We start from the raw sequence: 24303 nt of genomic DNA, 5'->3' as shown, positions 1-24303 counted from the left end.
CCCCCGGTCACAGGTCGGCGTCGTGGACCAGGATCGCGGCCTGGACCCGGTTGGCCAGGCCCAGCTTGGCCAGCACGCGGCTGAGGTGCGCCTTCACGGTCGCCTCCGACAGGCGCAGCTCGCGGGCGATCTCGGCGTTGGACAGGCCGCGGGCCACGGCCCTGATCACGTCCTCCTCCCGGCCGGTCAGCGCGGCCAGCCGGGCGCGGGCCTGGTCCGCGCGCGACGGCGCCCGGTCCACGAACGCGCTGATCAGCCTCTTGGTGACGGACGGCGAGAGCATCGCCTGGCCCGCCGCCACCGTCCGCACGGCGGCGATGAGGTCGCGTGGCGGGGTGTCCTTCAGCAGGAAGCCGACGGCGCCCAGCCGCAGCGCCTCGTGCACGTACTCGTCCAGGTCGAACGTCGTCAGCATGACGAGCCGGGGCGCGTCCGGGGCGGCGAGGACACGGGCGGCGGCGGTCAGGCCGTCGACTCCGGGCATGCGGACGTCCATCAGCACGACGTGCGGCGCGAGCCGGGCCACCGCGCCGACGGCCTCCGCGCCGTCGCGCGCCTCGCCCGCCACCACGATGTCGCCGGCGGTCTCCAGGATCATCCGCAGCCCCGAGCGGACCAGGGCCTCGTCGTCCACCACGAGCACCCGGATCACGCCGCCTCCACAGGGATGGCGGCGACCACGCCGAAGCCGCCGTCCCGCGGACCGGTGCGCAGGGTGCCACCCAGCAGTTCCACCCGCTCCCGCAGCCCCGCGAGCCCCCAGCCTGAGCCGGGCAGCGCCACCGGGCCGGTCGCGGCCGGGCGGTTGCAGACCTCCACCCGCAGCTCGCCGGCCAGGAAGCGCACGTGCACGTCGGTGGGCGCGCCCGCCGCGTGCTTGTGCACGTTGGTGAGCGCCTCCTGCACCACCCGGTACGCCGTCCGCTCCACCGTGGAGCCGAGCGGGCGCGGCTCGCCGTGGTCGTGCCGCGTCACCGGGATGCCGAGCGCGCGGGACTGGTCGAGCAGGCGGTCGAGGTCGGCCAGCGTGGGCTGAGGCGCGAGCGGGACGGGCTGCTCGGGCGAGCGCAGCACCCCGAGCAGCCCGCGCAGGTCGGCCAGCGCCTCCCGGCCGATGCCGCCGATCACGGCCGCCGTCCCGGCGCTGCGCTCGTCGGTCGCCCCCAGCTCCAGCGCCCCGGCGTGCAGCACCATGAGCGAGACCCGGTGGGCGACGACGTCGTGCATCTCCCGGGCGATCCGGGCCCGCTCCTGGGTGCGCGCCTGCTCGGCGCGCAGCACCTGCTCGCGTTCCAGCCGGTCGGCCCGTTCCCTCGCCGCCGCCAGCACGTCGCGCCTGGACCTGATCCACAGCCCGTACACCAGCGGCAGGACCATCGCCGCGACGATCATCAGCAGCGCGTTGGCCGGGGTGGCCGTCGCCAGCTCGCGGGTGCCGCCGGCGAGCCGGCCCGCCGCCACCGACGCGGCCAGCACGACGCCGGCCACGCCCAGGTAGAGGGCGATGTCGCGGGTCCGGCGCAGCCGTGTGCCCGCGAAGTAGGAGGCGACCACGAGGGGCGGCCACATCGCCAGCGCCACGTAGGCGGCGGCACCGACCACGGCGAGCGGCCACCATGACCGCCCCACCCGCCAGGCCGCCGTTCCCGCTGCCGCCGCCGCGGCCAGCGGCAGCGGGAACGGCAGGCCCGACACGACGCCCAGCCCGCCGCTCGCCGAGCCCAGGGACACCGTGAAGACGGCCACGCCGAGCAGCACCGGCGCCATCTGCCTGTTCACCCGCACCCGGACAGGCTACGGGGCGGCGCGGGGCGGGCCGGAAGCGCCGATCGGACGGCCGGCATGCGACGAAAGGAGGGGGTGCCGGTCGACGTCCGGGTCGGGACGCGGCCGGGCCGGCGCCCGCAGGGTGATGACCATGAAACGACATCTCATCGTGGCCCTCGGCGTCGCGTGCTCGCTGCTCGCCGCTCCGGCCGCCCACGCCGAAGGCTCTTCCCTCGTCGGGACCGGCGCCGTCGAGACCGCGCTGCCCGCGCCCACCACCGGGCGGCCCGTCGGGTCCGACACGCTGCACCTGGTGGACCCCGGCCGTCCGGACCCGTGGGTGCCGGACTTCGGGGACCGGCAGCTCGTGGTGTCGGTGTGGTACCCGGCGGCCGAGGCGTCCGGCTCCCCCGCGCCCTACATGACGGCGGCCGAGTCGGCGGCCGTGCTCGCGCCGTTCACGAACGTCCCGCCGGACGCCCTGGCGAAGACGCGGACCCACGCGCGGACGGGCGCCCCGCCGGCCGCGGCGAAGCGCGGGCTGCCCCTCGTGCTGGTGTCGCCCGGCCACGCGTTCCCCCGGGCGACGATGACCTCGCTGGGCGAGGAGCTGGCCGGCCGCGGCTACCTGGTCGCCGCGGTCGGGCACACTCACGAGTCGGTGGCGACGACGCTGCCGGACGGCCGGACCGTCGGCTGCGTGACCTGCCAGAAGAAGATGACCCCGGAGTGGGGTGCGACGATCACCGCCAGCCGGGTGAAGGACATGCGGTTCGTGCTGGACGAGCTGCTGGAGGGCCGCTGGGGGCGGCTGGTCGACCGGTCGCGGATCGGCATGGCCGGGTTCTCGCTGGGCGGCAACACCGTCTCGCAGGTGATGGCCGCCGACCGCCGGGTGCGGGCCGGGATCAACCTGGACGGCAGCCTCATGCCCAGGACGCCCGCCGAGCCGGTGCGCCGGCCGTACCTGATGCTCGGCACCGAGGCCAACCACACGCCGGTCGGTGACGCGTCGTGGCCGGAGTTCTGGCCGCACGTGCGGGGCTGGAAGCGGTGGCTGACGGTGTCCGGCACGAACCACGCGTCGTTCACCGACTACGCCGTGCTGCAGGCGCAGGTCGGGCTGCCCGCACAGGAGCTCGACGGCGAGCGGGCGATCGCCGTCACCCGGACGTACGTCCGGTCGTTCTTCGACCGGCACCTCCTGCGCGAGCGGCGGCCGCTGCTGGACGGCCCGTCGCGCGCCTACCCGGAGGTGAGGTTCTGGCGCGGGTGAGCGTCAGCGGCGCCTGTCCCAGCGGTTGAGCGCGCAGGCCAGCGCCGTTCCGTACACGACGTGGCCCGCGGCCATCACGGCCGGGCGGCCCGGCCGGTCGCGGTGGATCGGCGGCAGCGCGGCCACCTTCGGCACCCACCCGGCATAGCTGACCAGCCAGATCGCGAGCCCGTAGGCGATCCCGAGCGGCACCCTGGCGCGGCGGCGCCGGGCCAGCGCGCCGAACAGCGCGCCCGAGGCGATGCCGAAGCCGAAGTGGGCGACGGTGGCGAGCAGGCCCTCGCCCGGTTTGGGCTGGTGCCGGTGCCCCGGCAGCAGGGAACGGACGATGCGCTTGGGCGGCTGGTCGGGCATCAGCCCGGCCCGGTCACCGGCCACCATGACCGTGCTCATCGCCGCCGTGGCGAGGGCGCCGCCCGCGGCGCCCCTGGCCGCCTCGCTGAGGAGAGTTCGCGTCATGACGTCCGGCTGCCCGCGCGGGCAGCCGGGAAACGCCTGGTGGTGACGCAGGGGGGCAGGCCGGGCCCGGTGGTCACGCGGCGGGCGGAGCGGTGCTCTCGCGGACGATCAGTTCGGTGGCCAGTTCCACCCGCCGCGTCTCGGGCACCTCGCCGCGGCCCATGCCGAGCACCGTGCGGGTGGCCAGGGCCGCCATCTCCTGCAGCGGCTGGCGGACCGTGGTCAGCGGCGGCCAGGCCGACCGGGCCAGCGGCAGGTCGTCGAAGCCGACCACGCTGAGGTCGGCGGGGACCCGCAGGCCGCGCTGGCGCGCCGCCTCGAACACGCCGAACGCCTGCAGGTCGCTGCCCGCGAAGATCGCGGTGGGCGGGTCGTCGAGCGACAGCAGCGCGTGACCGTGGTCGTGGCCCGAGTCGACCAGGAACGTGCCACGCCGGATCAGCTCCGGCTCGACCGGGATCCCGGCGGTCTCCAGAGCCGCCCGGTAGCCGTCGATCCTGGCCTGGCTGCACAGCATGTCGGCCGGGCCGCTGATCATGGCGATGCGCCGGTGGCCCAGCTCGATGAGGTGGCGGGTGGCGGCGAGCCCGCCGTTCCAGTTGGTGGCGCCCACCGACACGACGCCGGGGGCCGGCTCGCCCTCCGGGTCGACCACGACGAACGGCAGCGAGCGGGCGCTGAGCTGGTCCTGGACGCCCGCCGACAGCTTGGAGGCCACGATGACCACGCCGTCGGTGCGCCGGCCGGCCAGGCGCTCCATCCAGTCGCGGCCGGGACCGGCGTGGGTGTGCAGGACGGAGATGACGAGGCTGGCCCCGGCCTCGTGGGCGGCGCCCTCGGCGCCGCGCACGATCTCCATCGCCCACGGCGACTCGATCTCGGCGAACACCAGGTCGACGAGGCCCGCCGGGGTTTCGCCGTGGCTGGCGCGCCGCTGGTAGCCGCGCTCGCGCAGCAGCCGCTCGACCCGGTGCCGGGTCTCCGGAGCGACCTCGGGACGACCGTTGATGACCTTGGAGACCGTGGGGATGGACACCCCGGCCTCCTCGGCTATCAGGGCTATCGTCACCCGCCTCTTCGCTGACATGGCCCGCAGTCTACCGAAACTTTCGGCCCCAACATGCTGTCGTTCCTGCTATTGACGCGTAACACGGCGTTTACCTATGCTCCGGGCAACGAAATTATCGGGGGGTTTCACGAAATTTTCGGCGGCCTGAGGAGAGCCCCTATGAAACGGAGTTTCGCGCTGATCGCGACGGCGGCACTCGTCGCCGGGTGCGGTGGCGGCGGCGGGACCACGGCGTCCGAACCGAGCAAGGACGGCTCGCCGGCGAAGGTCACGCTCGAGATGTGGCACCTGTCGACCAGCGACCCGATGAAGACGATCATGGCCAACTGGGCGAAGGAGTTCGAGGCCCGGCATCCCCACGTCACCATCAAGGCCACCGTCCTGGAGAACGAGGCGTACAAGGCCAAGCTCACCACGCTGACGCAGTCCGGCAAGGCCCCGGACGTCTTCGCCACCTGGGGCGGCGGCGTGCTCAAGCAGCAGATCGACGCCGAGCTGGTCAAGGACCTCTCCGCCGACGTGGCCCCCGTCCTCGGCACGTTCACCAAGGCGTCGCTGTCGGCCTACCAGTTCGACGGCAAGACCTACGGGCTGCCGTACGACATCGGCATGGTGGGCTTCTGGTACAACAAGAAGCTCTTCGAGCAGGCCGGCATCACCCAGCCGCCCGCGACCTGGGCCGCGTTCCTCGACGCGGTCGGGAAGCTCAAGGCGGCCGGCACCACGCCGATCGCGCTCGCGGGCAAGGAGAAGTGGCCCGGCCACTACTACTGGACCTACCTGGCCATGCGGATCGCCGGCCTGCCCGCGCTCCAGCAGGCGGCGGTGGACAAGAACTTCGACACCCCCGACTTCGTGACCGCCGGCCGGCAGCTCAAGGCGCTGGTGGACCTGCAGCCGTTCCAGAAGGGCTTCCTCGGCGCCGGCTACTCCACCCCCGACGGCCAGGCGGCGAGCGTCGCCAACGGCAAGGCCGCCATGGAGCTGATGGGCCAGTGGGCCCCGTCGGTGCAGAACGACGCGGGCAAGGGCCTCGGCGATGACCTCGCCTTCTTCCCCTTCCCGGCGGTCGACGGCGGCAAGGGCGTGGCGACCGAGGCGCTCGGCGGAGGCGGCGGCCTGGCCGTCGGCGCGGACGCGCCCGCCGAGGCGGTGGAGTTCCTCAAGTTCGTCACCCAGATGGACGTCCACAGCAAGAGCACCGCGGCGGGCGGCACGCTGCCGGTGCTGCAGGGCGAGGAGAGCGCGGTCAAGGACCCCAACCTCAAGGTCGTCTCCGAGTCGCTGTCGGGCGCCACGGGCTTCCAGCTCTACCTCGACCAGGCGTACCCGCCGGCCGTCGGCGCCGAGGTCAACGACAGCGTGGCCCAGCTGATCGCCGGCACGAAGACACCCGAGCAGGTCGTGCGGTCGATCACGGAAGTGGCCCAGAGCGAATGACCACGCTGACCCGAGGGCCGGAGGCGCCCGCGCGTCCGGCCCACCGGCGGCCCGACCCCCGCAGGCGGCGCATCCGGGTGACTGTCACCCTGTTCGTGCTGCCCGCGCTGGTGCTCTTCCTGCTGCTGGTGGTGGCGCCCATCGTGGTCGCCTTCTACGCCAGCGCCTTCAAGTGGAACGGCTTCGGGGGCCTGCCCACGAACTTCGTCGGCCTGGACAACTTCACCCGGTTGCTCGGCAGCGACCTGTTCCACCAGGACCTGCGCAACCTGGTGCTGCTCATCGCGTTCTCGCTGGTGGTCCAGCTTCCCTTCTCGCTGGCCGTCGCGATGCTGCTGAACCAGCGCATCCGCGGGCGGGCGGTCTACCGGCTGGTGTTCTTCGCGCCGTACGTGCTCTCCGAGGTCATCACGGGCGTGCTGTTCTCGCTCATCCTGTCGCCGGGGAGCGGCCTGGCCAACCACCTGCTGGGCTTCGTCGGCCTGGAGTCGTCGTGGCTGTCCGACCCGGACACCGTGATGTACTCGCTGTTCCTGGTCATGACGTGGAAGTACTTCGGCTTCCACATGATGATCTACCTCGCGGGGCGGCAGGGCATCCCGAACGAGCTGATCGAGGCCGCGCAGATCGACGGCGGCACGTCGTGGAAGGTCTTCCGGCACGTCACGCTGCCGCTGCTCGGCCCGACGATCCGGATCAGCGTCTTCCTGTCGGTCATCTACACGATCCAGCTCTTCGACCTGGTGTGGATCCTCACCGAAGGCGGCCCGTCGCACGCCTCGGAGACCATGGCCGTCACGATGATGGAGTTCGGCTTCGGCCGCAACCAGGTGGGCTACGCGAGCGCCATCAGCGTGGTGATGTTCGTGCTCAGCTTCATCTTCGCGCTGTTCTACCAGCGGTTCGTGATGCGCCGCGATCTGGAGGGCGCCAGCACCCGGATGGGAGACCACCGTTGAGACGCACCCTTCCGCTGCACGCGATCGCCTGGATCGTCGGCGCGTTCATCCTCGTCCCGATCCTGTACGCCGTCCTCGGCGGCTTCAAGAGCACGGGCCAGCTGTCCACCAACCCGTTCGGCCTGCCGGACCCGTGGCAGAGCGGCAACTACACCGAGGTGCTCGGCGCGGGCTCGTTCTGGCGCCAGCTCTGGAACAGCACGTTCATCGCCGTGACCACGACCGTGATCGTCGTGCTGCTGTCGGCGATGGCGGCGTTCGTCTTCGCCCGGTTCGCCTTCCGCGGCAGGGAGGTGCTGTTCACGGTCTTCACGATGGGGCTGATGTTCCCGTTCGCGGTGGCCATCCTGCCGATCTTCGTGCTGCTGCGCACGCTCGGGCTGCTCGACAACCCGCTCGGCGTGATCCTCACCCAGGCGGCCTTCGGGCTGCCGCTGACCATCATCATTCTGCGCGGCTTCTTCCGCGGCATCCCGGGCGAGGTGGAGGAGGCCGCCATCATCGACGGCTGCAGCCCGTTCGGCTTCTTCTGGCGCATCCTGCTGCCGATGGCCCGCCCGGCGCTGGCCACCGTCTCGGTGCTCGCCATCGTCGGGAGCTGGAACAACTACATGCTGCCCGTGGTGGTCTTCAGCGACGAGCTGTCCTGGACGCTGCCGCTCGGCGTCCAGCAGTTCCAGGGCCAGTACGCCTCCGACACGGCCCGGATCCTCGCCTACCTCGTCCTCGCCATGCTGCCGGCGCTGGGCTTCTACGCCCTGGCCGAGCGGCACCTCGTCGGGGGCCTCACCGCTGGAGCCACGAAAGGATGACCATGCTGCACGTGTCCGGATCGCAGCTCCGCGCGCCCGACGGCACGCCGGTACGACTGCGCGGAGTCGGCCTCGGGGGCTGGCTCAACATGGAGAACTTCATCACCGGCTACCCCGCCAACGAGAGCTCGATGCGCGCCGCCGTGCGCGACGTGCTCGGCGAGGACCGCGCGGAGCTGTTCTTCGACCGGCTGCTGACCTCCTTCTTCACCGAGAGCGACGCCGCCCTGCTCGCCGGGCTGGGCATGAACTGCGTGCGCATCCCGGTCAACTACCGCCACCTCGAGTCCGACGAGCGCCCGTTCGAGATCATCGAGCACGGCTTCCGCCACCTCGACCGCGTCATCGACCTGCTCGGCGCGCACGGGATCTACAGCGTCATCGACCTGCACGCCCTGCCCGGCGCGCAGAACCAGCACTGGCACTCCGACAACCCCACCCACGTGGCCGCCTTCTGGCAGCATCGTCACTTCCAGGACCGGGTCGTGAACCTGTGGGAGGCCATCGCCGACCGCTACCGCGACCATCCGTGGGTGGCCGGCTACAACCCGGTCAACGAGCCGGGCGACCCCTCCGGAAAGGTGGTGGGCCCGTTCTACGACCGGCTGGTGAAGGCGGTGCGCGCCGCCGACCCGCGGCACGTGCTGTTCCTCGACGGCAACACCTACGCCACGGACTTCACCGTCTTCCGCGAGATGTACGAGAACACGGTGTTCGTCTGCCACGACTACGCCCTGGCCGGGTTCGCCCACGGCGGGCCGTACCCGGGCTACACCCGGGGCGAGTGGTGTGACCGGACCCAGCTGGAAGAGGCCTTCGCCAGGCGCTCGCGGTTCCAGCGGGAGACGGGCACGCCGCTGTGGGTGGGCGAGTTCGGGCCCGTCTACACCGGCGACCAGGCCGTGGACGAGCAGCGCCACCAGATCCTGCGCGACCAGCTCGACATCTACGACGCCCACGACGCCGGATGGTCGCTGTGGACCTACAAGGACGTCGGCCTGCAGGGGTTGGTGTGCGCGGCGGGGCCGTACCTGGACAGGTTCGGGTCGTTCATCGCCAAGAAGCGACGGCTCGGCGTGGACCGGTGGGGCTCGACGATGGAGGAGACGGCCGAGGAACTGGCCCCGCTGCACCGGCTGCTGGAGGACGAGGCGCCCGGCTGGGATCCGTACCCGTGGGGCGCCCGCTACCAGACCGACGACCTGGTCAGGCACATCCTGCTCGCGCAGGCCCTGCTGCCGGAGTACGCCGCGCTGTTCGGGGGCCTCGGCGACGACGAACTGGTCGCGCTGGCCGACTCGTTCCTGCTGGAGCGGTGCGTACGCCGCGAGCCGCTGCTCGACCTGCTGGCCGCCAACCTGCGCGGGTAGCGCCGGCGGACCGCCTCCTCCCGGGCGGCCCGCCCTGGGCGGCCCGTCCGGGCCGGTCAGCGGATGCCCACGTAGAACCGGGTCTGGTCGCTGCGGTGCAGCGCGTAGTAGGCCTCGAACCTGGTGTCGTCCTTCGTCCATGCGACCGACTCGATGCCGAGCAGCGGCGTCGAGGTCGACACCTCCAGCAGCGCCGCCTCCTCGGCGTCGGGGAAGACCGCCTCGATCCAGCGGTCCGCCGCCGCGGGTTCGAGGCCGTAGCGCCGCCGCAGCACGTCGTACAGCGACTGGTTCTCCAGGATCACGCGTTCGAGCCCCGGGACCAGTCGCGCGGGCAGCGCGGTGACGACGAGCAGCCATGGCTGGCCGTCGACGCGGCGCAGCCTGCGCAGGCGCACGACCTGCTCGCCGGCCGGGATCCGGAGCAGAGCCGCCTCGCGCTCGTCCGCCTCACCCAGCGACTGGCTGATCGCCTGGGTGGTCACCCGGCGGCCCGACTCGCGCAGGTCGTCGGCGGAGCCGGACATCGAGCCGATGAACCGCAGCTCCGTCTTGCGGGGTGCGACGAAGGCGCCCCGCCCCTTGACCTTGTAGATGAGCCGCTCCTGCACCAGCTCGCGCAGCGCCTCCCTGACGACCGTGCGGGACACCCCGAACAGGTCGCTCAGCTCGGCCTCCGACGGCAGCGGCTGGTCCGGCAACCGGACGCCACTCTCGATCTCCGCGCGCAGCGCCCGCATGAGCTGCATCCACAGCGGCTCCGCCCCCTCGCGGTCGAGGGGCGGGTAGGTCAACGTCACTAGCCCTCCTTGTCGGCACGCACAGCATGCCATGACCATCCTCTGTCATGACAAGTCTTCCAGAGAACTCGCAAGTTCCCCCTATTGACATGGCCGTAATGCCAGCTTAGTTTCCTTGTCACTACAGACCTGTAATGACAGGTCCTCGCATTGAGGCGTTCGCTCACGCCACCACCCCCGACTCGCGACCCTGCCCTCACGGGAGACACCATGCACATGCGCCCATCACGCCGTTCCTGGCGTACCGCCCCGGCGGCGCTCGCCGCCCTGGCCGTCCTGACCGCCGGGTGCGGGTCCACCGGCGCCGGCGACTCCGCCGCCGGGACGGCGGCCACCGGCGCCGGCAAGCCGTTCATCGCGCTGAGCAACGGCTTCATCGGCAACGGCTGGCGGCAGACGATGATCGCCAAGTTCGAGGCCGCCGCCGAGCAGGCGCAGAAGGACGGGCTCATCGGCAAGTACAAGGTCGTCAACGCGCCGGGCGAGAACTCGGCCACCGAGCAGGTCGCCCAGATCAAGAGCCTGCTGCTGCAGAAGCCGGACGCCCTGCTCATCGACCCCTCGTCGCCCACCGCGCTCAAGCCGGTGATCCAGCAGGCGTGCACCGCCGGCGTCAAGGTCGTCGTCTTCGACTCCGCCATCGACGCGCCGTGCGCCCACGTGCTGCAGAACAGCTTCGCCGACTGGGCCACGCAGGCCGCCAAGCCGCTGCTGGACGGCATCGGCGGCAAGGGTTCCGTCATCGTCAGCCGCGGCGTCGTCGGCTCCCAGCCCGAGGCCGAGATGTACGAGACCACCAAGAAGATCCTCGCCGAGCACCCCGGCGTGAAGACCGTCGCCACCGTGACGGGCATGTGCGACGGCGCCACCGCGCAGAAGGCGGTGCTCGGCGTGCTGTCCAGCGTGCCGAAGGTGGACGGCGTCATCGGCTGCGGAGACGGCTACGGCGTCGCCCAGGCGTTCGCCACCGCGGGCAAGCCGGTGCCCGCGGTCACGTTCGAGACCAACGGCCGCGCGCTGAACTACTGGAAGGACAACAAGATCGACAACGGCTCGGTCGCGGTCATGTCCGACCCGGGCCAGTCGGTCGCCGCCCTCTGGGAGGCGTTGGACCTGCTCGACGGCCGGGACGTGCCCAAGCAGCTGACCTTCCCGATCGTCCTGGTGGAGCAGAAGGACCTCGACGCCTGGGCCGGTGCGCTCAAGCCCGACGAGTACGCCGCCTGGCCCTGGACCCGCGAGCTGTTCCGGCAGCAGGTGGAGGCCGTCAAGAGTGGCGGCGAGCCCGTCCGGCCGCCGATCCCGTCCGCGGCCGGCTGACCGGCCCGCCGAACCCGCACCCACAAGCGAGCACAGCACGGAGGAGACCGGGGCATGCACGTGGACAACCTCCCCGCGCCGCCGGGGACCGAACGAGACCAGGCCGGCCGGCCGCCCGTCGTCACCGCCAGCGGGGTGACCAAGGCGTACGGGCGCACCCGGGCACTGGCGGGCGTGGACCTGCAGGTCCGCGGGGGCGAGGTGCTCGGGCTGGTGGGCCACAACGGCGCCGGCAAGAGCACGCTGATGCGGATGCTCGCCGGACTGGAGTCCTGCGACGACGGCACGGTCCTGGTGCACGGCGAGGAGGCGCCGGCCGGTTCCGCGGCGGCCTTCCGGACGGTGCGCATGGCCTACCAGGAGACGTCGCTGTGCCCGGACCTCACCGTGGCGGAGAACATGTGGATCTCCTCCCGGCACTGCCTGCCCCGGCTGGGGTGGCGGCGGGCGGCGAGCGCGTCGGCGCGCCGCCGCCTCGACGAGGTGTTCCCCGGGCACGGCGTGACGCCGCGCGACCGGGTCGAGGACCTGTCGCTGGCGCAGCGCCAGATGGTGGAGATCGTCCGGGCCTGCCTGGTCGACCGGCTCGATCTGCTGATCCTGGACGAGCCGACCGAGTCGCTCGGCCCGGACGCGGCCCGGACGCTGTACTCGTACGTGCGCCGGCTGGCCGAGGCCGGCACCGCCGTGCTGCTCATCTCCCACCGCATCCGCGAGGTGCTCTCGGCGGCCGACCGCGTCGTGGTGCTGCGCGACGGCGCGATCACCGCGGACCGGCCCGCCGCCGGGCTGACCGAGTCCGGTGTGCTCACCCTGATGGGCGCGCACGTCGCCGTCCCGTCCGAGCGCGCCGGAACGGCGCGCCGCGGGACCGGCGGCGGGACGGGCGCCCGGGTGGTGGCCGAACTGCGCGACGCCCGCGGCGGCGGCCTGCACGGGGTGTCCCTGCGAGTCAGGGCCGGCGAGGTGGTGGGCCTGGCCGGACTGGCCGGCCAGGGCCAGCAGGAGGTGCTGGAACGCCTGTGGCGGCCCACCCGGCGCGACACCGAGGTGAGCGTCGCCCGGGCGTACGTGCCCGGGGACCGCCAGCGATCCGGGGTGCTGCCCCTGTGGAACGTGGGCGACAACCTCGTCGTCACCGCGATGCGCGAGATCGCCCGGCGCGGGCTGCGCCGGATCCCCGACGAGCGGGACGTCGTCCGCCACTGGGTCGAGCGCCTGGCCGTCAAGGGCGGCGCCGATGCCGGCATCACCGAGCTGAGCGGCGGCAACCAGCAGAAGGTCGTCGTCGCCCGCGCGTTCGCCTCCACGGCCGGGCTGGTGCTGCTCGACGACCCCTTCCGCGGGGTGGACGTGCACACCAAGACCGAGCTGTACCGGCTCATCCGGGAGGAGGCGGCCAAGGGCCGCAGCATCGTCTGGTACTCCAGCGAGAACGCCGAGATGGCGCACTGCGACCGCGTCCACGTCTTCCGCGCCGGCCGGACGGTGGCCGAGCTTTCGGGCGAGGAGATCTCCGAGGAACAGATCATCGCCGTCTCCTTCGACGAGCCCGACCAGCCGGACGAGTCCGACAAGCCGCACGAGCGGGACGAGCCGGGCGAGTCGGGCGCCCCCGACCGGGCCGCGCGCGGGAGGACCCATGGCTGAGCTGCTCGCACCCGCCCTGCCGGGACGCGCGCGGATGCGCCACTCGGCACCCGCGGCCGTCAGCGCGCTGGCCCTGATCGCCATGATCGGCGTCTGCTCGTCGCTGCAGCCCGGCGTGCTCAGCGTGCAGGGCCTCACCCTGGTCCTGTCGGCGACCGTGCCCCTCGTCATCGCCGCGCAGGCCCAGATGACGCTGATGGCCGTGGGCGACATCGACCTCGGGATCGGCGCCTTCGTCGGCCTGGTCACCGTCGTCACGGCGACCAAGCTGTCGTCGTCGCCGCTCGTCGGCGGCCTGGTCCTGCTCGGGCTGGTGGCCGCGTACGCGCTGCTCGGCCTGCTCATCCACCTGCGCGGCGTGCCGTCGCTGATCGCCACCCTGGGCGCGTCGTTCGTCTGGCTCGGGCTGGGCCTGTTCCTGCTGCCGACGCCCGGCGGCAGCACCCCCGAGTGGCTGGCGGCCTTCGGCGCCTGGCAGCCCGCCGGGTTCCCCGCGCCGCTGCTGCCCATCCTGCTCGTCACCGCGCTGGTCCACCTGCTCGCCTCGCGCGGCTCGTCCGGCGTGCGGATGCGCGCCCTGGGCAGCAACCCGGTCGCGCTGGGCCGCGCCGGGCTGCGCCCGCTGACCTCCCGCGTCATCGCCTATGCCATGGCGGGTGCGCTCGGCGTCGCCTCGGGCCTCGTCCTGGCCTCCCAGACCGGCGGCGGCGACGTGTCGTCGGCCTCCAGCTACACGCTCATGACGGTGGCGGCCGTGATCCTCGGCGGCGGCTCGTTCTCCGGCGGCGTCGCCGTCCCGTGGGGCGCGGCGATCGGCGGCGTGACGCTGGGCCTGGTCAGCGTCGTGCTGAGCCTGCTCGACGTGCGGTCCGACCTGCAGTCGGCGGTGCAGGGCGGCATCGTGCTGGCCGTGCTCGCCGGCCGCGTGCTCGTGGGGAAGGTGCTGCGATGAACCTCCGTGTGACCCGTTCGCGCCCCTGGATCTGGGGCTTCGCCGCGGCGGCGCTGATCTGGCTGGTCATCCTGGCCATCTCCGGCCAGGGCGGCGGCCAGACGCTGTCCCTCGCCCTGTCCCTCGCGCCGTACCTCGTCATCGTCGGCCTCGGGCAGATGCTCGTCATCACCGCCGGGCCCGGCAACATCGACGTGTCGGTGGCTCCGGTCATCTCGCTGGCCGGGTTCGCCTCGGTCGCGGTGTCCGCCGGCACCGGCTCGGCGCTCGCCGGGGTGCTGGCGGGGATCGGCATCGGCCTGGTGGTCGCGGCCGTCAGCACGGTGGCGATCCTCGGCCTGGCCATCCCGCCGATCATCGCCACGCTGGCCGCCGGGCTCGTCGCCTCGTCGGTCACGCTGCACCTGGCCGGCGGCTTCACCGCCGTGCCCGATCCCGGCCTGCGTGAGCTGCTCAACCTGCGCCCGCTCGGCGTGCCCGCGCTCGCCGTGGCGATCGCCGCGCTGACGTGGCTGACCGTCGTCCTGCTGCGCCGCACCGTCTACGGCCGATCCCTGATCGCGGTGGGGCAGAACCGCCGCGCCGCCGAACGGGCCGGCGTCCCGGTCTCCCGGGTGATCGCGACGGCGTACCTGCTGAGCGGGGCGCTGGCCGGGCTGACCGGCGCGCTGCTCGCCACCTACATCGCGCCCTCCGCCGATCTCGGCACCCGCTACCTGCTCGACTCCGTGGCCGTCGTCGTCATCGGCGGCACGCTCATCTCCGGCGGCCGCGCCGTCCCGGTGGGCGTGTGGGGGGCGGCGCTGTTCTTCATCCTGCTCGACGGCCTGGTGAACCTCGTGGGCTGGAGCACCGCGGCGCAGAACCTGCTCAAGGGCGGCCTGGTGCTCTTCGTCCTCTTCCTCGCCGGCGGGGGTGACCGTGCCGGGAGCACGGCCTCCCGGCTCAGACGGCGGCCGCGTCCCGCGGTCGCCACGACCACTACCACAGGAGAAAACTCTGATGGCTGACACCGACGGCCTCATCGACGCCCGCGACTTCGGGACGCCCGCGCCCGCGGCGAGCGGCCTCCCCGGAGGGTTCCACGTGAAGGGCGCCCACGGTCAGGACTGGGGCCTGCGCAACCGGCTGTCGCGCATCTTCCGGCCGGACACCGGGCGCACGGTCATGTTGGCGTTCGACCACGGCTACTTCGTCGGCCCGATGGCCGGACTGGAGCGTCTCGACACCGGCATCGCCCCGCTCGTGCCCGCCGCCGATGCGATCATGATGACCCGGGGCGCGCTGCGCACCAGCATCCCGCCGACCACGGACGCCGGGATCGTCCTGCGCGCCAGCGGCGGCCCGAGCGTCCTGCGCGAGCTGTCGGACGAGCACATCGCCCTCGACATCGAGGACGCGCTGCGGCTCAACGCCGCGGCGCTGGCCATCCAGGTGTTCATCGGCGGCGAGCACGAGTCGCGGTCGGTGGCGAACCTGGCCACGCTCGTGGACGCCGGCCAGCGGCACGGCGTCGCCGTGCTCGGCGTCACGGCCGTCGGCAAGGACATGGTCCGCGACGCCCGCTACTTCCGGCTGGCCACGCGGATCAGCGCCGAGATGGGCGCGCACGTCGTCAAGACCTACTACGTCGAGGACGGCTTCGAGACCGTCACCGCGAGCTGCCCGGTGCCGATCATCGTCGCCGGCGGCAAGAAGCTGCCCGAGCTCGACGCCCTGACCATGGCGTACCGGTCGATCCAGGAGGGGGCGGCGGGCGTCGACATGGGCCGCAACATCTTCCAGAGCGAGTCCCCCGCCGCCATGCTCGCCGCGGTGCGCGGGATCGTGCACGACGGTCTCAAGCCCGCCGAGGCGCACGAGCTGTTCAAGGAGACGGCGGCCGGCGCCGCGGGCAACGCCGAGTCCTGACCCTCGTGGGCGCGGGTCCGCGAGCGCGTTCGGACCGCCGCGGACCCGCGCCCGTCACCTCCGGGAGCCTCCCCATGTCTCACCACCCCGCCGGAACCGGCGGCGAGGTCGATCTCGCCGTCATCGGGGCCGGTATCAACGGGCTCGCCATCGCCCGGGACGCCGCCGCCCGCGGCCTGCGCGTCGCCGTCGTGGACCGCGCCGACGTCGGCTCCGGCACGTCCAGCACGTCCAGCCGGCTGATCCACGGCGGCCTGAAGTACCTCGAACGCTACGACTTCTCCCTCGTGCACGAGTCCATCCGGGAGCGGCACCTGCTCTTTCGCACCGCTCCGCATCTCGTGCGCGACTACCCCATGCTCATCCCCTTCTACCGGGGCAACAGCCGGCCGGGCCCGCTGATCCGGCTGGGGCTGCTGGCCTTCGACATGCTGGCGCTGGGCCGCGGACGCGGCCTGAGCCGTCGCGTACCGCTGCGCGAGGTGGCCCGCCGGTGGCCCGGCCTGTCGCGCGAGGGCCTGCTCGGGGCGGCGCTGTTCCACGACGCGCAGGTGCCGTGGGCGGAACGGCTCTGCGTCGAGCTGCTCCTCGACGCGCGGCGGCTGGGCGCCCGGGTGCTCACCCACACCACGGTCACCGGCCTCATCGTCGACAACGGTCACGTCCGCGGGCTGCGCACCCAGGACCGCCGCACCGGCGGGCGCGAGGAGATCCGCGCCGCCGTCACCGTGAACGCGGCCGGCCCGTGGATCGACCGCGTCCTCGACGGGCAGGTGGAGAGCCGGCGGCTGAACGGCGGCACCAAGGGCAGCCACGTCGTCGTCGACCCGTTCCCCGGCGCGCCGGACACCTGCATCTTCTTCGAGGCGGCCGCCGACCGGCGGCCCATCTTCGTCCTGCCCTGGCAGGGCAGGTACGTGCTCGGCAGCACCGATCTCAGCTACGAGGGCGACCTGGACGACGTCACGGCCGGCGACGACGAGATCGGCTACCTGCTCGCCGAGACCAACCGCATCTTCCCGGACGCCCGGCTCACCCCCGGCGACGTGCTCTACAGCATCGCCGGGATCCGGCCCCTGCCGCACACCACCGGCGTGGCGGACAACGCCAAGATCAGCCGGGGGCACACCGTGCTCGACCACGCGCCCGCGTACCGGGGCCTGCTGACCGTCATCGGTGGCAAGCTCACCACGCACCGCGCGCTGGCCGAGGACGTCACCGACGCGGTGCTGCGCGAGCTCGGGCGCCGGCCGCGAAGGTGCGTGACGCGGGGACGGCCGCTGCCCGGCGCGGAGACCTCGGACTGGCCGGAGTTCGCCCGGGACTTCCTCCGCCACTCGCCGCTCGACCGGGCCAGGTCGGCCAGGCTGCTCACCCTGTACGGGGTGCGCGCCCGCCGCGTGCTCGACCTGGCCGCCGAGGACCCCGCCCTGGCCGAGACCGTCGACAAGGAGAGCGGCGCGCTGGCCGCCGAGGTCGTCATGGCCGTGCGGGAGGAAGGCGCCGTGACCCTGGGTGACATCATGCTCAGACGTACCCTCATCGGGCTCGGCGCCGACATGGGCCTGTCCGCCGCGCCCGCCTGCGCCGCCGTGGCCGTACGCCACCTCGGCTGGGACGAGGAGCGGGCCCGGGCCGAGGTGATCGGCTACGAGAAGGAGCTGGAGCGCTATCGGCCGCGGGCCCTGGCGACCCCGGCGGCCGGCGACAGGAGGACATCGTGACGGACCTGGCGACCTGCTACATCGGCGTCGACGTCGGCCTGACCGCGTCGAAGGCCGCGGCGTTCGACGCGGAGGGCCGCGAGGTCGGCGTGGTGCACGCCCGCACGCCGCGCACCACCACGACCGCGCACCGGCACGACGTCGACATGCCGGGGCTGGCCGGCACGGTCATCACGCTGCTCGGACGGCTGGCGGCCGAGCTGGCGGCCGGCGGTTACGTCCCCGCCGGGATCGGGGTGGCCGCGCACGGCAACGGCCTGTACCCCGTCGACGCGGACCTGCGACCGGTCGGCCCGGCCATCGCCTCCTCCGACAGCCGGGCCCGGCACATCGTCGACGCGATCCCCCCCGAGGCCGCCCGCGCCCTGGCGGCCGAGACCGGGTCCATCCCGTGGGCGGCGCAGCCGGCCGTGCTCCTGCGCTGGCTGCACGACCACGATCCCGGGGCGTACGCGGCGACCAGGTGGGCGCTGTCCTGCAAGGACTGGGTGACCTCGCAGCTCACCGGCAGGCCGAGCGCCGATTTCAGCGACGCCAGCGCGTTCGGCATGGTGGCCCTGGACACCCGGCGCTACACCCCGACGGCGCTGGAGCTGGTGGGGTTGCCGGCGGGCGACCTCGACCGGTTCCCGGCACTGCGGGAGTCGGGAGAGGTCGTGGCCGGGCTGAGCGCGCGGGTGGCGGAGCTGACCGGGCTCCCCGAGGGGCTGCCGGTGATCGCCGGGTGCATGGACTGCGTGGCGGCGACGCTCGGCGCGGGCGGCCGCGAGCCGGGCGACGTGACGATCATCGTCGGCACCTGGGCCATCAACGGCGTCGTCGTGCCGGCGCGGGTGCCGGCTCCCGGCGTCACGCTCAGCGCGCTGATGCCCGACTCCCGGACGATGCTGGCCATGGAGGTCGCGCCAACGTCGGCGGCCAACCTGGAGTGGCTGGCCTCGGCGTGCGCGCCGCACGGCCAGGTGGGCGGCGTTCCCGCGGCCGAGCTGCTGCGGGAGGCGGCAGAGGTGGGCCCGGGGGCGGACGGGCTGCTGTTCCTGCCGTTCGTCAACGGCGCGCCCGAGCACCCGGCGGCCTCCGGCACCTTCCTCGGCCTCTCCGGGCTGCACCGGCGCGGCCACCTCACCCGCGCGGTCATCGAGGGGGTCGCCCAGTACCACCGCGTCCAACTCGACCGGGTGCTGGCCAGCGGGGCCGCCGTCGGCGACCGTCCCTGGCGACTGGCCGGAGGAGGCGCGCGGTCGGAGGTGTGGGCACAGGTCTTCGCCGACGTCCTCGGCCGGCCGGTGCGCCGGCAGCTCACCAGCGAGCTGGGGGCGCGCGGGGTCGCCTCGCTGCTGCCCGCCGCACTCGGCCACGCGGACGCGCCATGGTCGATCAGCGACAGCGACGACCTGTGCGTACGGCCCGGCCCCGGCCGTGAGGCGTACGTGCGTCAGGGGCAGGCGTTCGACCGGTGCCTGGCCGGCATGTCGGCGGCGTGGTCGGAGGTCGAACGGTACCGCAGCACCGAGTTCGAGCCGGCCCCGGTCCAGCCCGCGACCGCCGGCGCCTGACGTGGCTAGACCGGATCAGGAGCCGGGGCGAGCAGGCGGCGCACCCCGGCCGCGATCCAGATCGTCGCCAGCGCGGCGTAGCAGCTCAGCAGCGCTCCGGCCACCGCACCGAGCGCCGCCGACACGATCGCGGCCACGGCCAGCAGGCCCACCCAGCCGAACAGGATCCTGCGGCCGAGCGGCGAGCCGGTGTGGGCGGCCTCCTGCACCGGGGTGACCAGCGCCATGACGGCCACCCCGGCCGTGCCGACGGGCTCGCCCGCGAGCGCGATGCCGAGCGCGAGCAGCGCCGCGCCCGCCGCCAGAAGGCCGCAGCACAGCACGGCCACCCGGCTCTCACCGGCCTCGAACAGCAGGCTGGTCGCCCTGGCCCGGGTCAGGCGCAGCGTGGTGAACGCCTCGGCCACCCACGCCGCCCAGTGCAGCAGCGCGATGAGGACGAACACGGCGATGAGCGGCGGCGCGACGGGCAGCAGGAGCACCAGCCGCCACCCGCCGAAGAACCTGCCGCGCAGCCGCTCCAGCCACCGGTAGAGCGGGTTGCGCTGCTTCAGCGCCGCGACCAGCAGGTCCCTGGCCTGCCCGAAGCTCGGGTCCAGGCGGAGCACCTCGCGGAAGGCCTCGGCCGCCTCACCCGCCCGGCCCCGGGCCAGCGCCGCCCGCCCGTACACCAGGTGCGCCAGCGCGCTCTCCGGGCTCAGCCGTACGGCCTGGGCGGCGGCGTCGCCGGCGGCGGCGGTCTGACCGAGCCCGGACAGGCCCAGCGCCAGCAGGCTGACCAGGTCGGACTCCTCCGGGTCGATCTCCAGCCCGCGCCGCGCCGCGTCCACGGTCAGGGACCACTCGCCGCGGTGCAGGTGGATGCGGGCGAGCACCTCCCAGATGGGCGCGTACGACAGGTTGAGGTTCAGCGCCGTGCGCAGGGCCGCGATCGCCTCGTCGTACCGGCCGGCCCGGAAGAGCGCCTGGCCGGCCACGTAGTGGCCGAACCAGAAGTCGGGGACGAGCCGCACCGCCTCGCCCGCCGTGGCCACCGCCTCCTGACCGCGGCGCTGCTCGGTCAGGGCGACGGCGAGGAAGGCGTGCGCCATCGCGTTCTGCGGCTCCTGGACGAGCACACCGCGCAGCTCGCGTTCGGCGTCGGCGGGCCGGCGCAGTTGCAGCAGCGTCCGCGCCCGCTCGATCGGCGCCGCCGCTGTCACCGTGGGCCGCCCTTGATCCACGGCATCAGCTCGTCCCACGCGCCCGACTCGTTGGCGTGCATCACGTAGTTGCGCGCGGTCGCCAGCCACTCCCGCACCGACGTCGGCCGGACCGACTGGGCCGCCGCCAGCAGGTCGGGCGTGGACATGGGGATCGGCCGCCCGGCGCTGATCGACTGGTGCAGCTTGGCCTCCACCGCGCGGTCCACCACGCCCTTCAGGTCCGCGCCGACGAACTGGTCGGTCACCCGGGCCACCGCGTCGAAGTCCATCTCGGCCAGCGGCTTGTCACGGCACAGGATGCGCAGGATCGCGGCGCGGGCCGCGGCGTCGGGCGGCGGCACGAAGACGAGCTGGTCGAAGCGGCCGGGGCGGCGGAAGGCCACGTCGATGTACCAGGGGGCGTTGGTGGCCGCCAGGACCAGGACGCCCTCGTTGGCGTGCTCGTCCACGCCGTCCAGCTCGGCCAGGAACTGGTTGACGAGCTGGCGGGTGTGCGCCTGGCGCATGTCGGAGCGGCGCGCGGCCAGCGCGTCCACCTCGTCGAAGAACAGCACGCACGGCCGGTTGCGCCTGGCCATGTCGAACGTGGCCCGCAGGTTGCGCTCGCTGGAGCCGACGTACATGTCGAGGATGTCGGCCAGGCCCACGTTGACGAACGACGCGCCCAGTTCGCCGGCGGCGGCCCTGGCCAGGTGGGTCTTGCCGGCTCCGGGCGGGCCGTACAGCAGCACGCCGCCGCCGGAGCGCTTGCCGTACGCGGCGAACAGCTCGGGCTGCTGGACGGGCAGCAGCAGCTTGACCCGCAGCGCCTCCTTGACCGCCTCCATGCCGGCCACGTCGGCGAAGGTGACCGGCGGGCGCTCCACCTCGGCGGTGCTCTGGCCTGGCCCCGGCGGCACGTGCGCGGGCTGCGGCGGGGCGTAGCCCTGGTGCGGCTGCGCGTACGGCTGTTGTGGCTGCCCGTAGCCCTGGTGCGGCTGGCCGTACGGCTGGTGTGGCTGGTGCGGCTGGCCGTACGGCTGTTGCGGCTGCGCGTACGGCTGGTGCGGCTGGGCGGGAGCCGGGTACGCCGGCAGGCGGGCGTCCAGGTCGGGGTCGGCGAGGGACGCGTCCCGGGAGACCGCGTCGCGGTAGCGGTACGCCGCCCCGGCTCCGTCGCCCTCCCCGAGCAGCGCCCGCGCGGCGATCACGCCCATCCGGGGTGGGTAGCCCGGCGCGGCGAGGAACGGCTCCAGCGCGGTCAGGGCGGCCCCGAAGGAGCTCTGGCGCACGAACGCCTCCGCCAGCCCGGCGCTGATGTCCGGATCCTTCGGCGCGAGCAGCAGCGCGGCGCGGTACTCGGCCTCGGCCTCGGCGAGGTACCCCTTGGCCAGGAGCTGATCGGCGAGGTGCCGACGCAGAGGGAGGTTGTCCGGAGAGAAGCGCGCCGCCTCACGGAGCGCCTGGAGGCCGGCATCGTCGGGCACGGGCCGTCCCTTCTGTCGCGATAATCCTTACAAATCACGTAAGGCTACCGAAAGGCCGGCCCGCCCCAGGCGTCGTCCGCGTAAGCCCCTACCAGGTTTCCGGGGAGTGCGAGACCTCCAGGACGTACTCGGTGACGCGCCTGCCGTGAGAGCCGTAGGCGGGGGCGTCGGCCGGGTCGGGCAGGGCCTCCTCCAGCACCACGTGCCCCTCCCTGCGGGCGGCGGCGCGGGCCAGCGACAGCAGCAGGAAGTGGTTCTCCACGTCCACGTACATCGGCCGGCGCTCCCCGCCCGGCCCGGCCGTGCCGAAGCGGGCGAAGAAGCGCCTCGGGATGCCGTGCCGCCGCAGCCAGCGGGCCGTGCGCAGCACGAAGTCCGCGTCCCTCTCCCCGTCGGCCGGGATGGGCAGCTCGGCGGCCACCGTCCGCCAGCCGGCGCGGGCCAGCACCACCGAGCCGACCCGCAGCCTCGGCCGCGCCAGCACCACCTCGGCGGCGGTCCCGCCGAGACCCCAAGGGGACGGCATGGCGGTGGGCGGCTCGCCGAACACCCGCACCAGGAACGACCAGGCAGGCGGGAGTACCCGCTCGCCGGTCATGCCGAGATGGGCGGGCAGGACCGGCGAGCCGTCCGCGTCGGTCAGGGTCAGGCGCTGGGTGGCGGCGTCATAGGAGACGCGCAGCTCGGTCAGCGCGGGACCCGGCTCGCCGGTGACGGTGAACGGGTACTCGACGGGGGTGGCGGCGGCGGGGCGCAGGTTCAGGTGGTCGCCGAAGCTGCCCAGGCACTCGGCCACCGGCCACCGCGCCGCGGTGTCGCCGGTGGTGAGGCCGGCGCGGGCGAGCAGGTAGCGGGTCCGGCCGGTGCCGCGGCCGTAGCCGGTGGTCACGGCGTTGAGCACGAACTCCGGCCCCGGCATCAGGTGCCCGTAGCAGGTGATGGAGCCGGGCGGGCGGACGAAGGCCGGCCAGGAGGCGGCGAGCTTGTCCACCACGTCCGGGTCGGCGGTGACCACGCCCCGGCCGTCCACCGGCCCGCCGTACAGGGCGTCCCAGGTCTCGCGCCGCAGCCCGGCGAGGCGGCGCGCCGCCGGTCCGTCCGGCGTGCCGGCGCGGTCGAGCAGCGCCCGCAGTTCCGGCGAGGAGGCGGGCGCGTCGCGGTAGAAGCGGAGGAACGGCACGGCCGCTCCGGCCCCGTATTGCTCCAGGAAGTGCTCGGCGGCGGCCAGCTTGACCAGCAGGTCGGGGTCGAACACGGCGACCAGGCGGCGCACGGTGTCGAGGTCGCGCAGCACCGGGCGCCACGCGTCGCGTCCGCAGACGACGGGCGGCTCGGGCGACACCGCGGTCTCCAGGCGCACGCTCGCGTCCGCCAGCCGCGCCCTGCCACCGCCCAGGCCCCCGGCACCGCCCAGGCCCCCGGCACCGCCCAGACCGCCGGCACCGCCCAGGCCGCCGGCACTGCCCAGGCCGGCTTTGTCGCCGCTCACGCCGGCCTGGTCGCCGAGGCGGGCCAGCAGCCAGCCGGCCACGTGCCTGATGCGCTCGCCGTACGTCGCCTGCACGGCCTCGCGCAGCGCGGTGGGGAGCCAGGGCCGGTCGGGTGAGTCGCCCGGCAGCACCTCCTCGACCCAGGCGGCGAGGTCGGCCAGCGGGTCCAGCGCCTGGTCGGCGAACGGCCGGCGCCGCTCCAGCACCCCGACCTCCAGCAGCCGCTCCACCAGGCCGGGCACGGCGACGGCCCGTTCGAGCGCGCCGACGGTCGGGGCGGTCGTGCCGCGCAGCCAGGCGAACACCCCGGTCAGCGTGGGCTCGGCGGGCAGCCGGGTCAGCGTCTCCGGCTCCCCCGCGCCCAGGAACCACAGCCACCCGTCGTCCTGCCACAGGCTCGGGTTCGCGCGGACCTCGACCGCCTCGCGCAGTCCCGGCCGCCTGGACAGCGCCTCCCAGACGCGCCAGACGGTGCCCAGCTCGATCTCGGCCACGGCCTTCCAGCGCAGCCGCCCCGCGGGCGTCTCGGCGGGGCCGTCGTCGCTCCAGCGGCCCAGACCGCTGATCATGAACGCGGCGTGCGGGCTGGTGGTGGCGGCGGCGCGGGCCACGTGCCGGGCGAGGCGGGCGAGCGCCGGCAGTTTCGGCACCGCGTCGGGCGCGGCGAGCCAGCTCTCCAGCCGCGCCGAGAGGGCGGGCCGGAAACAGGCCAGCCCGCGCAGGAACGCGTCGTCGCCGGCCAGCCTGCGCAGCGTCTCCACCTTGCCCGCCAGCTCGGCGGCCAGCAGGTCTGCCAGGCCGTCCTCGGGCTCGCCCTCCATCTCGATGAGCTCGTCCACGAGCTCCCAGGTGCGCGCGAAGCGCAACTCTTCCAGCCCGCCGGCCGGCAGTCCCGCCACCCGTACGCCGAAGGTCCCATCCTGCCGACAGTCCATCGCGCTCCCCCTGTACGGACTCCTGGCGCAACCTTCCTTCGCCTCCCCCTCCTCAGGGAACGCCGGACACCACACCTTTACCTGTTATGCGCGGTGAAATAGGTCGCCATAGACGTGCGGCGGGCGGGCCCCGCGGCGCCGG

20 protein-coding genes are annotated in these 24303 nt (G+C 73.8%); 12 read left to right on the top strand and 8 right to left on the bottom strand.

All coding sequences use genetic code 11. The features are described 5' to 3' along the window. Positions 1–7 precede the first annotated feature (7 nt). Together FHU36_RS37135 and FHU36_RS37130 are read right to left on the bottom strand one after the other, a co-directional pair. Positions 8–652 (bottom strand): response regulator, encoded by a 645-nt coding sequence (locus tag FHU36_RS37135; RefSeq protein ID WP_185088703.1) that lies wholly within the window; start codon positions 650–652, stop codon positions 8–10. Further along, positions 649–1785 carry a sensor histidine kinase gene (locus tag FHU36_RS37130; RefSeq protein ID WP_312892092.1) on the bottom strand — a complete coding sequence of 379 codons (1137 nt, stop codon included), beginning with the start codon at positions 1783–1785 and terminating at the stop codon, positions 649–651. Before FHU36_RS37130 ends, FHU36_RS37135 begins: the two co-directional genes overlap by 4 nt. A gap of 133 nt (positions 1786–1918) precedes the next feature. On the opposite strand from FHU36_RS37130, the gene FHU36_RS37125 reads away from it, so the two are divergent. Beyond that, the gene (locus tag FHU36_RS37125; RefSeq protein WP_185088702.1) at positions 1919–3043 is read left to right on the top strand and encodes an alpha/beta hydrolase family protein; all 1125 of its coding nucleotides are present in this window, start codon (positions 1919–1921) and stop codon (positions 3041–3043) included. 3 nt (positions 3044–3046) lie between these two features. On the opposite strand, the gene FHU36_RS37120 is transcribed toward FHU36_RS37125, so the two are convergent. Both FHU36_RS37120 and FHU36_RS37115 read right to left on the bottom strand, forming a co-directional pair. Then, positions 3047–3502 carry a DUF6789 family protein gene (locus FHU36_RS37120; RefSeq protein ID WP_185088701.1) on the bottom strand — a complete coding sequence of 152 codons (456 nt, stop codon included), beginning with the start codon at positions 3500–3502 and terminating at the stop codon, positions 3047–3049. Between the two features lie 73 nt (positions 3503–3575). After that, a complete protein-coding gene (locus FHU36_RS37115) occupies positions 3576–4589 on the bottom strand; it encodes a LacI family DNA-binding transcriptional regulator (protein ID WP_185088700.1) in 1014 nt (337 codons plus the stop codon). Between the two features lie 141 nt (positions 4590–4730). On the opposite strand from FHU36_RS37115, the gene FHU36_RS37110 reads away from it, so the two are divergent. From FHU36_RS37110 to FHU36_RS37095, 4 genes are read left to right on the top strand one after another with little or no spacing between them, the layout of a single operon-like run. Beyond that, positions 4731–6011 carry an extracellular solute-binding protein gene (locus tag FHU36_RS37110; RefSeq protein WP_185088699.1) on the top strand — a complete coding sequence of 427 codons (1281 nt, stop codon included), beginning with the start codon at positions 4731–4733 and terminating at the stop codon, positions 6009–6011. After that, complete coding sequence (locus FHU36_RS37105) at positions 6008–6970, top strand: carbohydrate ABC transporter permease (protein ID WP_185088698.1); 963 nt, start codon at positions 6008–6010, stop codon at positions 6968–6970. Before FHU36_RS37110 ends, FHU36_RS37105 begins: the two co-directional genes overlap by 4 nt. Beyond that, positions 6967–7782 (top strand): carbohydrate ABC transporter permease, encoded by an 816-nt coding sequence (locus FHU36_RS37100; RefSeq protein ID WP_185088697.1) that lies wholly within the window; start codon positions 6967–6969, stop codon positions 7780–7782. Before FHU36_RS37105 ends, FHU36_RS37100 begins: the two co-directional genes overlap by 4 nt. After that, positions 7779–9152, top strand: a complete 1374-nt coding sequence (locus FHU36_RS37095; RefSeq protein WP_185088696.1) for a glycoside hydrolase family 5 protein — start codon at positions 7779–7781, stop codon at positions 9150–9152. Before FHU36_RS37100 ends, FHU36_RS37095 begins: the two co-directional genes overlap by 4 nt. 56 nt (positions 9153–9208) lie before the next feature. Here FHU36_RS37095 and FHU36_RS37090 read toward each other — a convergent pair whose 3' ends face one another. Further along, positions 9209–9952, bottom strand: coding sequence for a GntR family transcriptional regulator (locus tag FHU36_RS37090; protein ID WP_312892091.1), 744 nt, complete (start codon positions 9950–9952; stop codon positions 9209–9211). Between the two features lie 210 nt (positions 9953–10162). Between FHU36_RS37090 and FHU36_RS37085 the strand changes: the two genes are divergently transcribed. The 7 genes from FHU36_RS37085 to FHU36_RS37055 all read left to right on the top strand — a co-directional run bounded on the left by FHU36_RS37085 (position 10163) and on the right by FHU36_RS37055 (position 19065). Beyond that, a complete protein-coding gene (locus tag FHU36_RS37085) occupies positions 10163–11272 on the top strand; it encodes an ABC transporter substrate-binding protein (protein WP_185088694.1) in 1110 nt (369 codons plus the stop codon). A gap of 54 nt (positions 11273–11326) precedes the next feature. Then, entirely contained in the window at positions 11327–12922 is a 1596-nt protein-coding gene (locus FHU36_RS37080) for a sugar ABC transporter ATP-binding protein (RefSeq protein ID WP_185088693.1), read from the top strand. Next, the gene (locus FHU36_RS37075) at positions 12915–13874 is read left to right on the top strand and encodes an ABC transporter permease (protein ID WP_185088692.1); all 960 of its coding nucleotides are present in this window, start codon (positions 12915–12917) and stop codon (positions 13872–13874) included. The genes FHU36_RS37080 and FHU36_RS37075 overlap by 8 nt, the downstream gene beginning before the upstream one ends. Continuing rightward, entirely contained in the window at positions 13871–14884 is a 1014-nt protein-coding gene (locus FHU36_RS37070) for an ABC transporter permease (RefSeq protein ID WP_185088691.1), read from the top strand. Before FHU36_RS37075 ends, FHU36_RS37070 begins: the two co-directional genes overlap by 4 nt. Continuing rightward, positions 14877–15785: a 3-hydroxy-5-phosphonooxypentane-2,4-dione thiolase gene (lsrF, locus tag FHU36_RS37065; protein WP_185088690.1), complete on the top strand. Its 909-nt coding sequence runs from the start codon at positions 14877–14879 to the stop codon at positions 15783–15785. The genes FHU36_RS37070 and lsrF overlap by 8 nt, the downstream gene beginning before the upstream one ends. 74 nt (positions 15786–15859) lie before the next feature. Further along, the gene (locus FHU36_RS37060; RefSeq protein ID WP_185088689.1) at positions 15860–17509 is read left to right on the top strand and encodes a glycerol-3-phosphate dehydrogenase/oxidase; all 1650 of its coding nucleotides are present in this window, start codon (positions 15860–15862) and stop codon (positions 17507–17509) included. Continuing rightward, positions 17506–19065 (top strand): FGGY-family carbohydrate kinase, encoded by a 1560-nt coding sequence (locus FHU36_RS37055; protein ID WP_185088688.1) that lies wholly within the window; start codon positions 17506–17508, stop codon positions 19063–19065. Before FHU36_RS37060 ends, FHU36_RS37055 begins: the two co-directional genes overlap by 4 nt. Before the next feature lie 5 nt (positions 19066–19070). On the opposite strand, the gene FHU36_RS46635 is transcribed toward FHU36_RS37055, so the two are convergent. From FHU36_RS46635 to FHU36_RS37040, 3 genes are all read right to left on the bottom strand, one after another. Next, positions 19071–20288 (bottom strand): tetratricopeptide repeat protein, encoded by a 1218-nt coding sequence (locus FHU36_RS46635; RefSeq protein ID WP_185088687.1) that lies wholly within the window; start codon positions 20286–20288, stop codon positions 19071–19073. Then, on the bottom strand, positions 20264–21736 hold the full coding sequence (locus FHU36_RS46630) for an AAA family ATPase (protein WP_185088686.1): 1473 nt from the start codon (positions 21734–21736) through the stop codon (positions 20264–20266). Before FHU36_RS46630 ends, FHU36_RS46635 begins: the two co-directional genes overlap by 25 nt. Positions 21737–21824: 88 nt before the next feature. Beyond that, on the bottom strand, positions 21825–24161 hold the full coding sequence (locus FHU36_RS37040) for a lantibiotic dehydratase (protein WP_185088685.1): 2337 nt from the start codon (positions 24159–24161) through the stop codon (positions 21825–21827). Between the last annotated feature and the right edge of the window lie 142 nt (positions 24162–24303).

Source organism: Nonomuraea muscovyensis, from assembly GCF_014207745.1.
Lineage (GTDB): Bacteria > Actinomycetota > Actinomycetes > Streptosporangiales > Streptosporangiaceae > Nonomuraea > Nonomuraea muscovyensis.
Note: the sequence above shows the minus strand (reverse complement) of the source record. Positions and strands in the feature narration are given on the sequence as shown.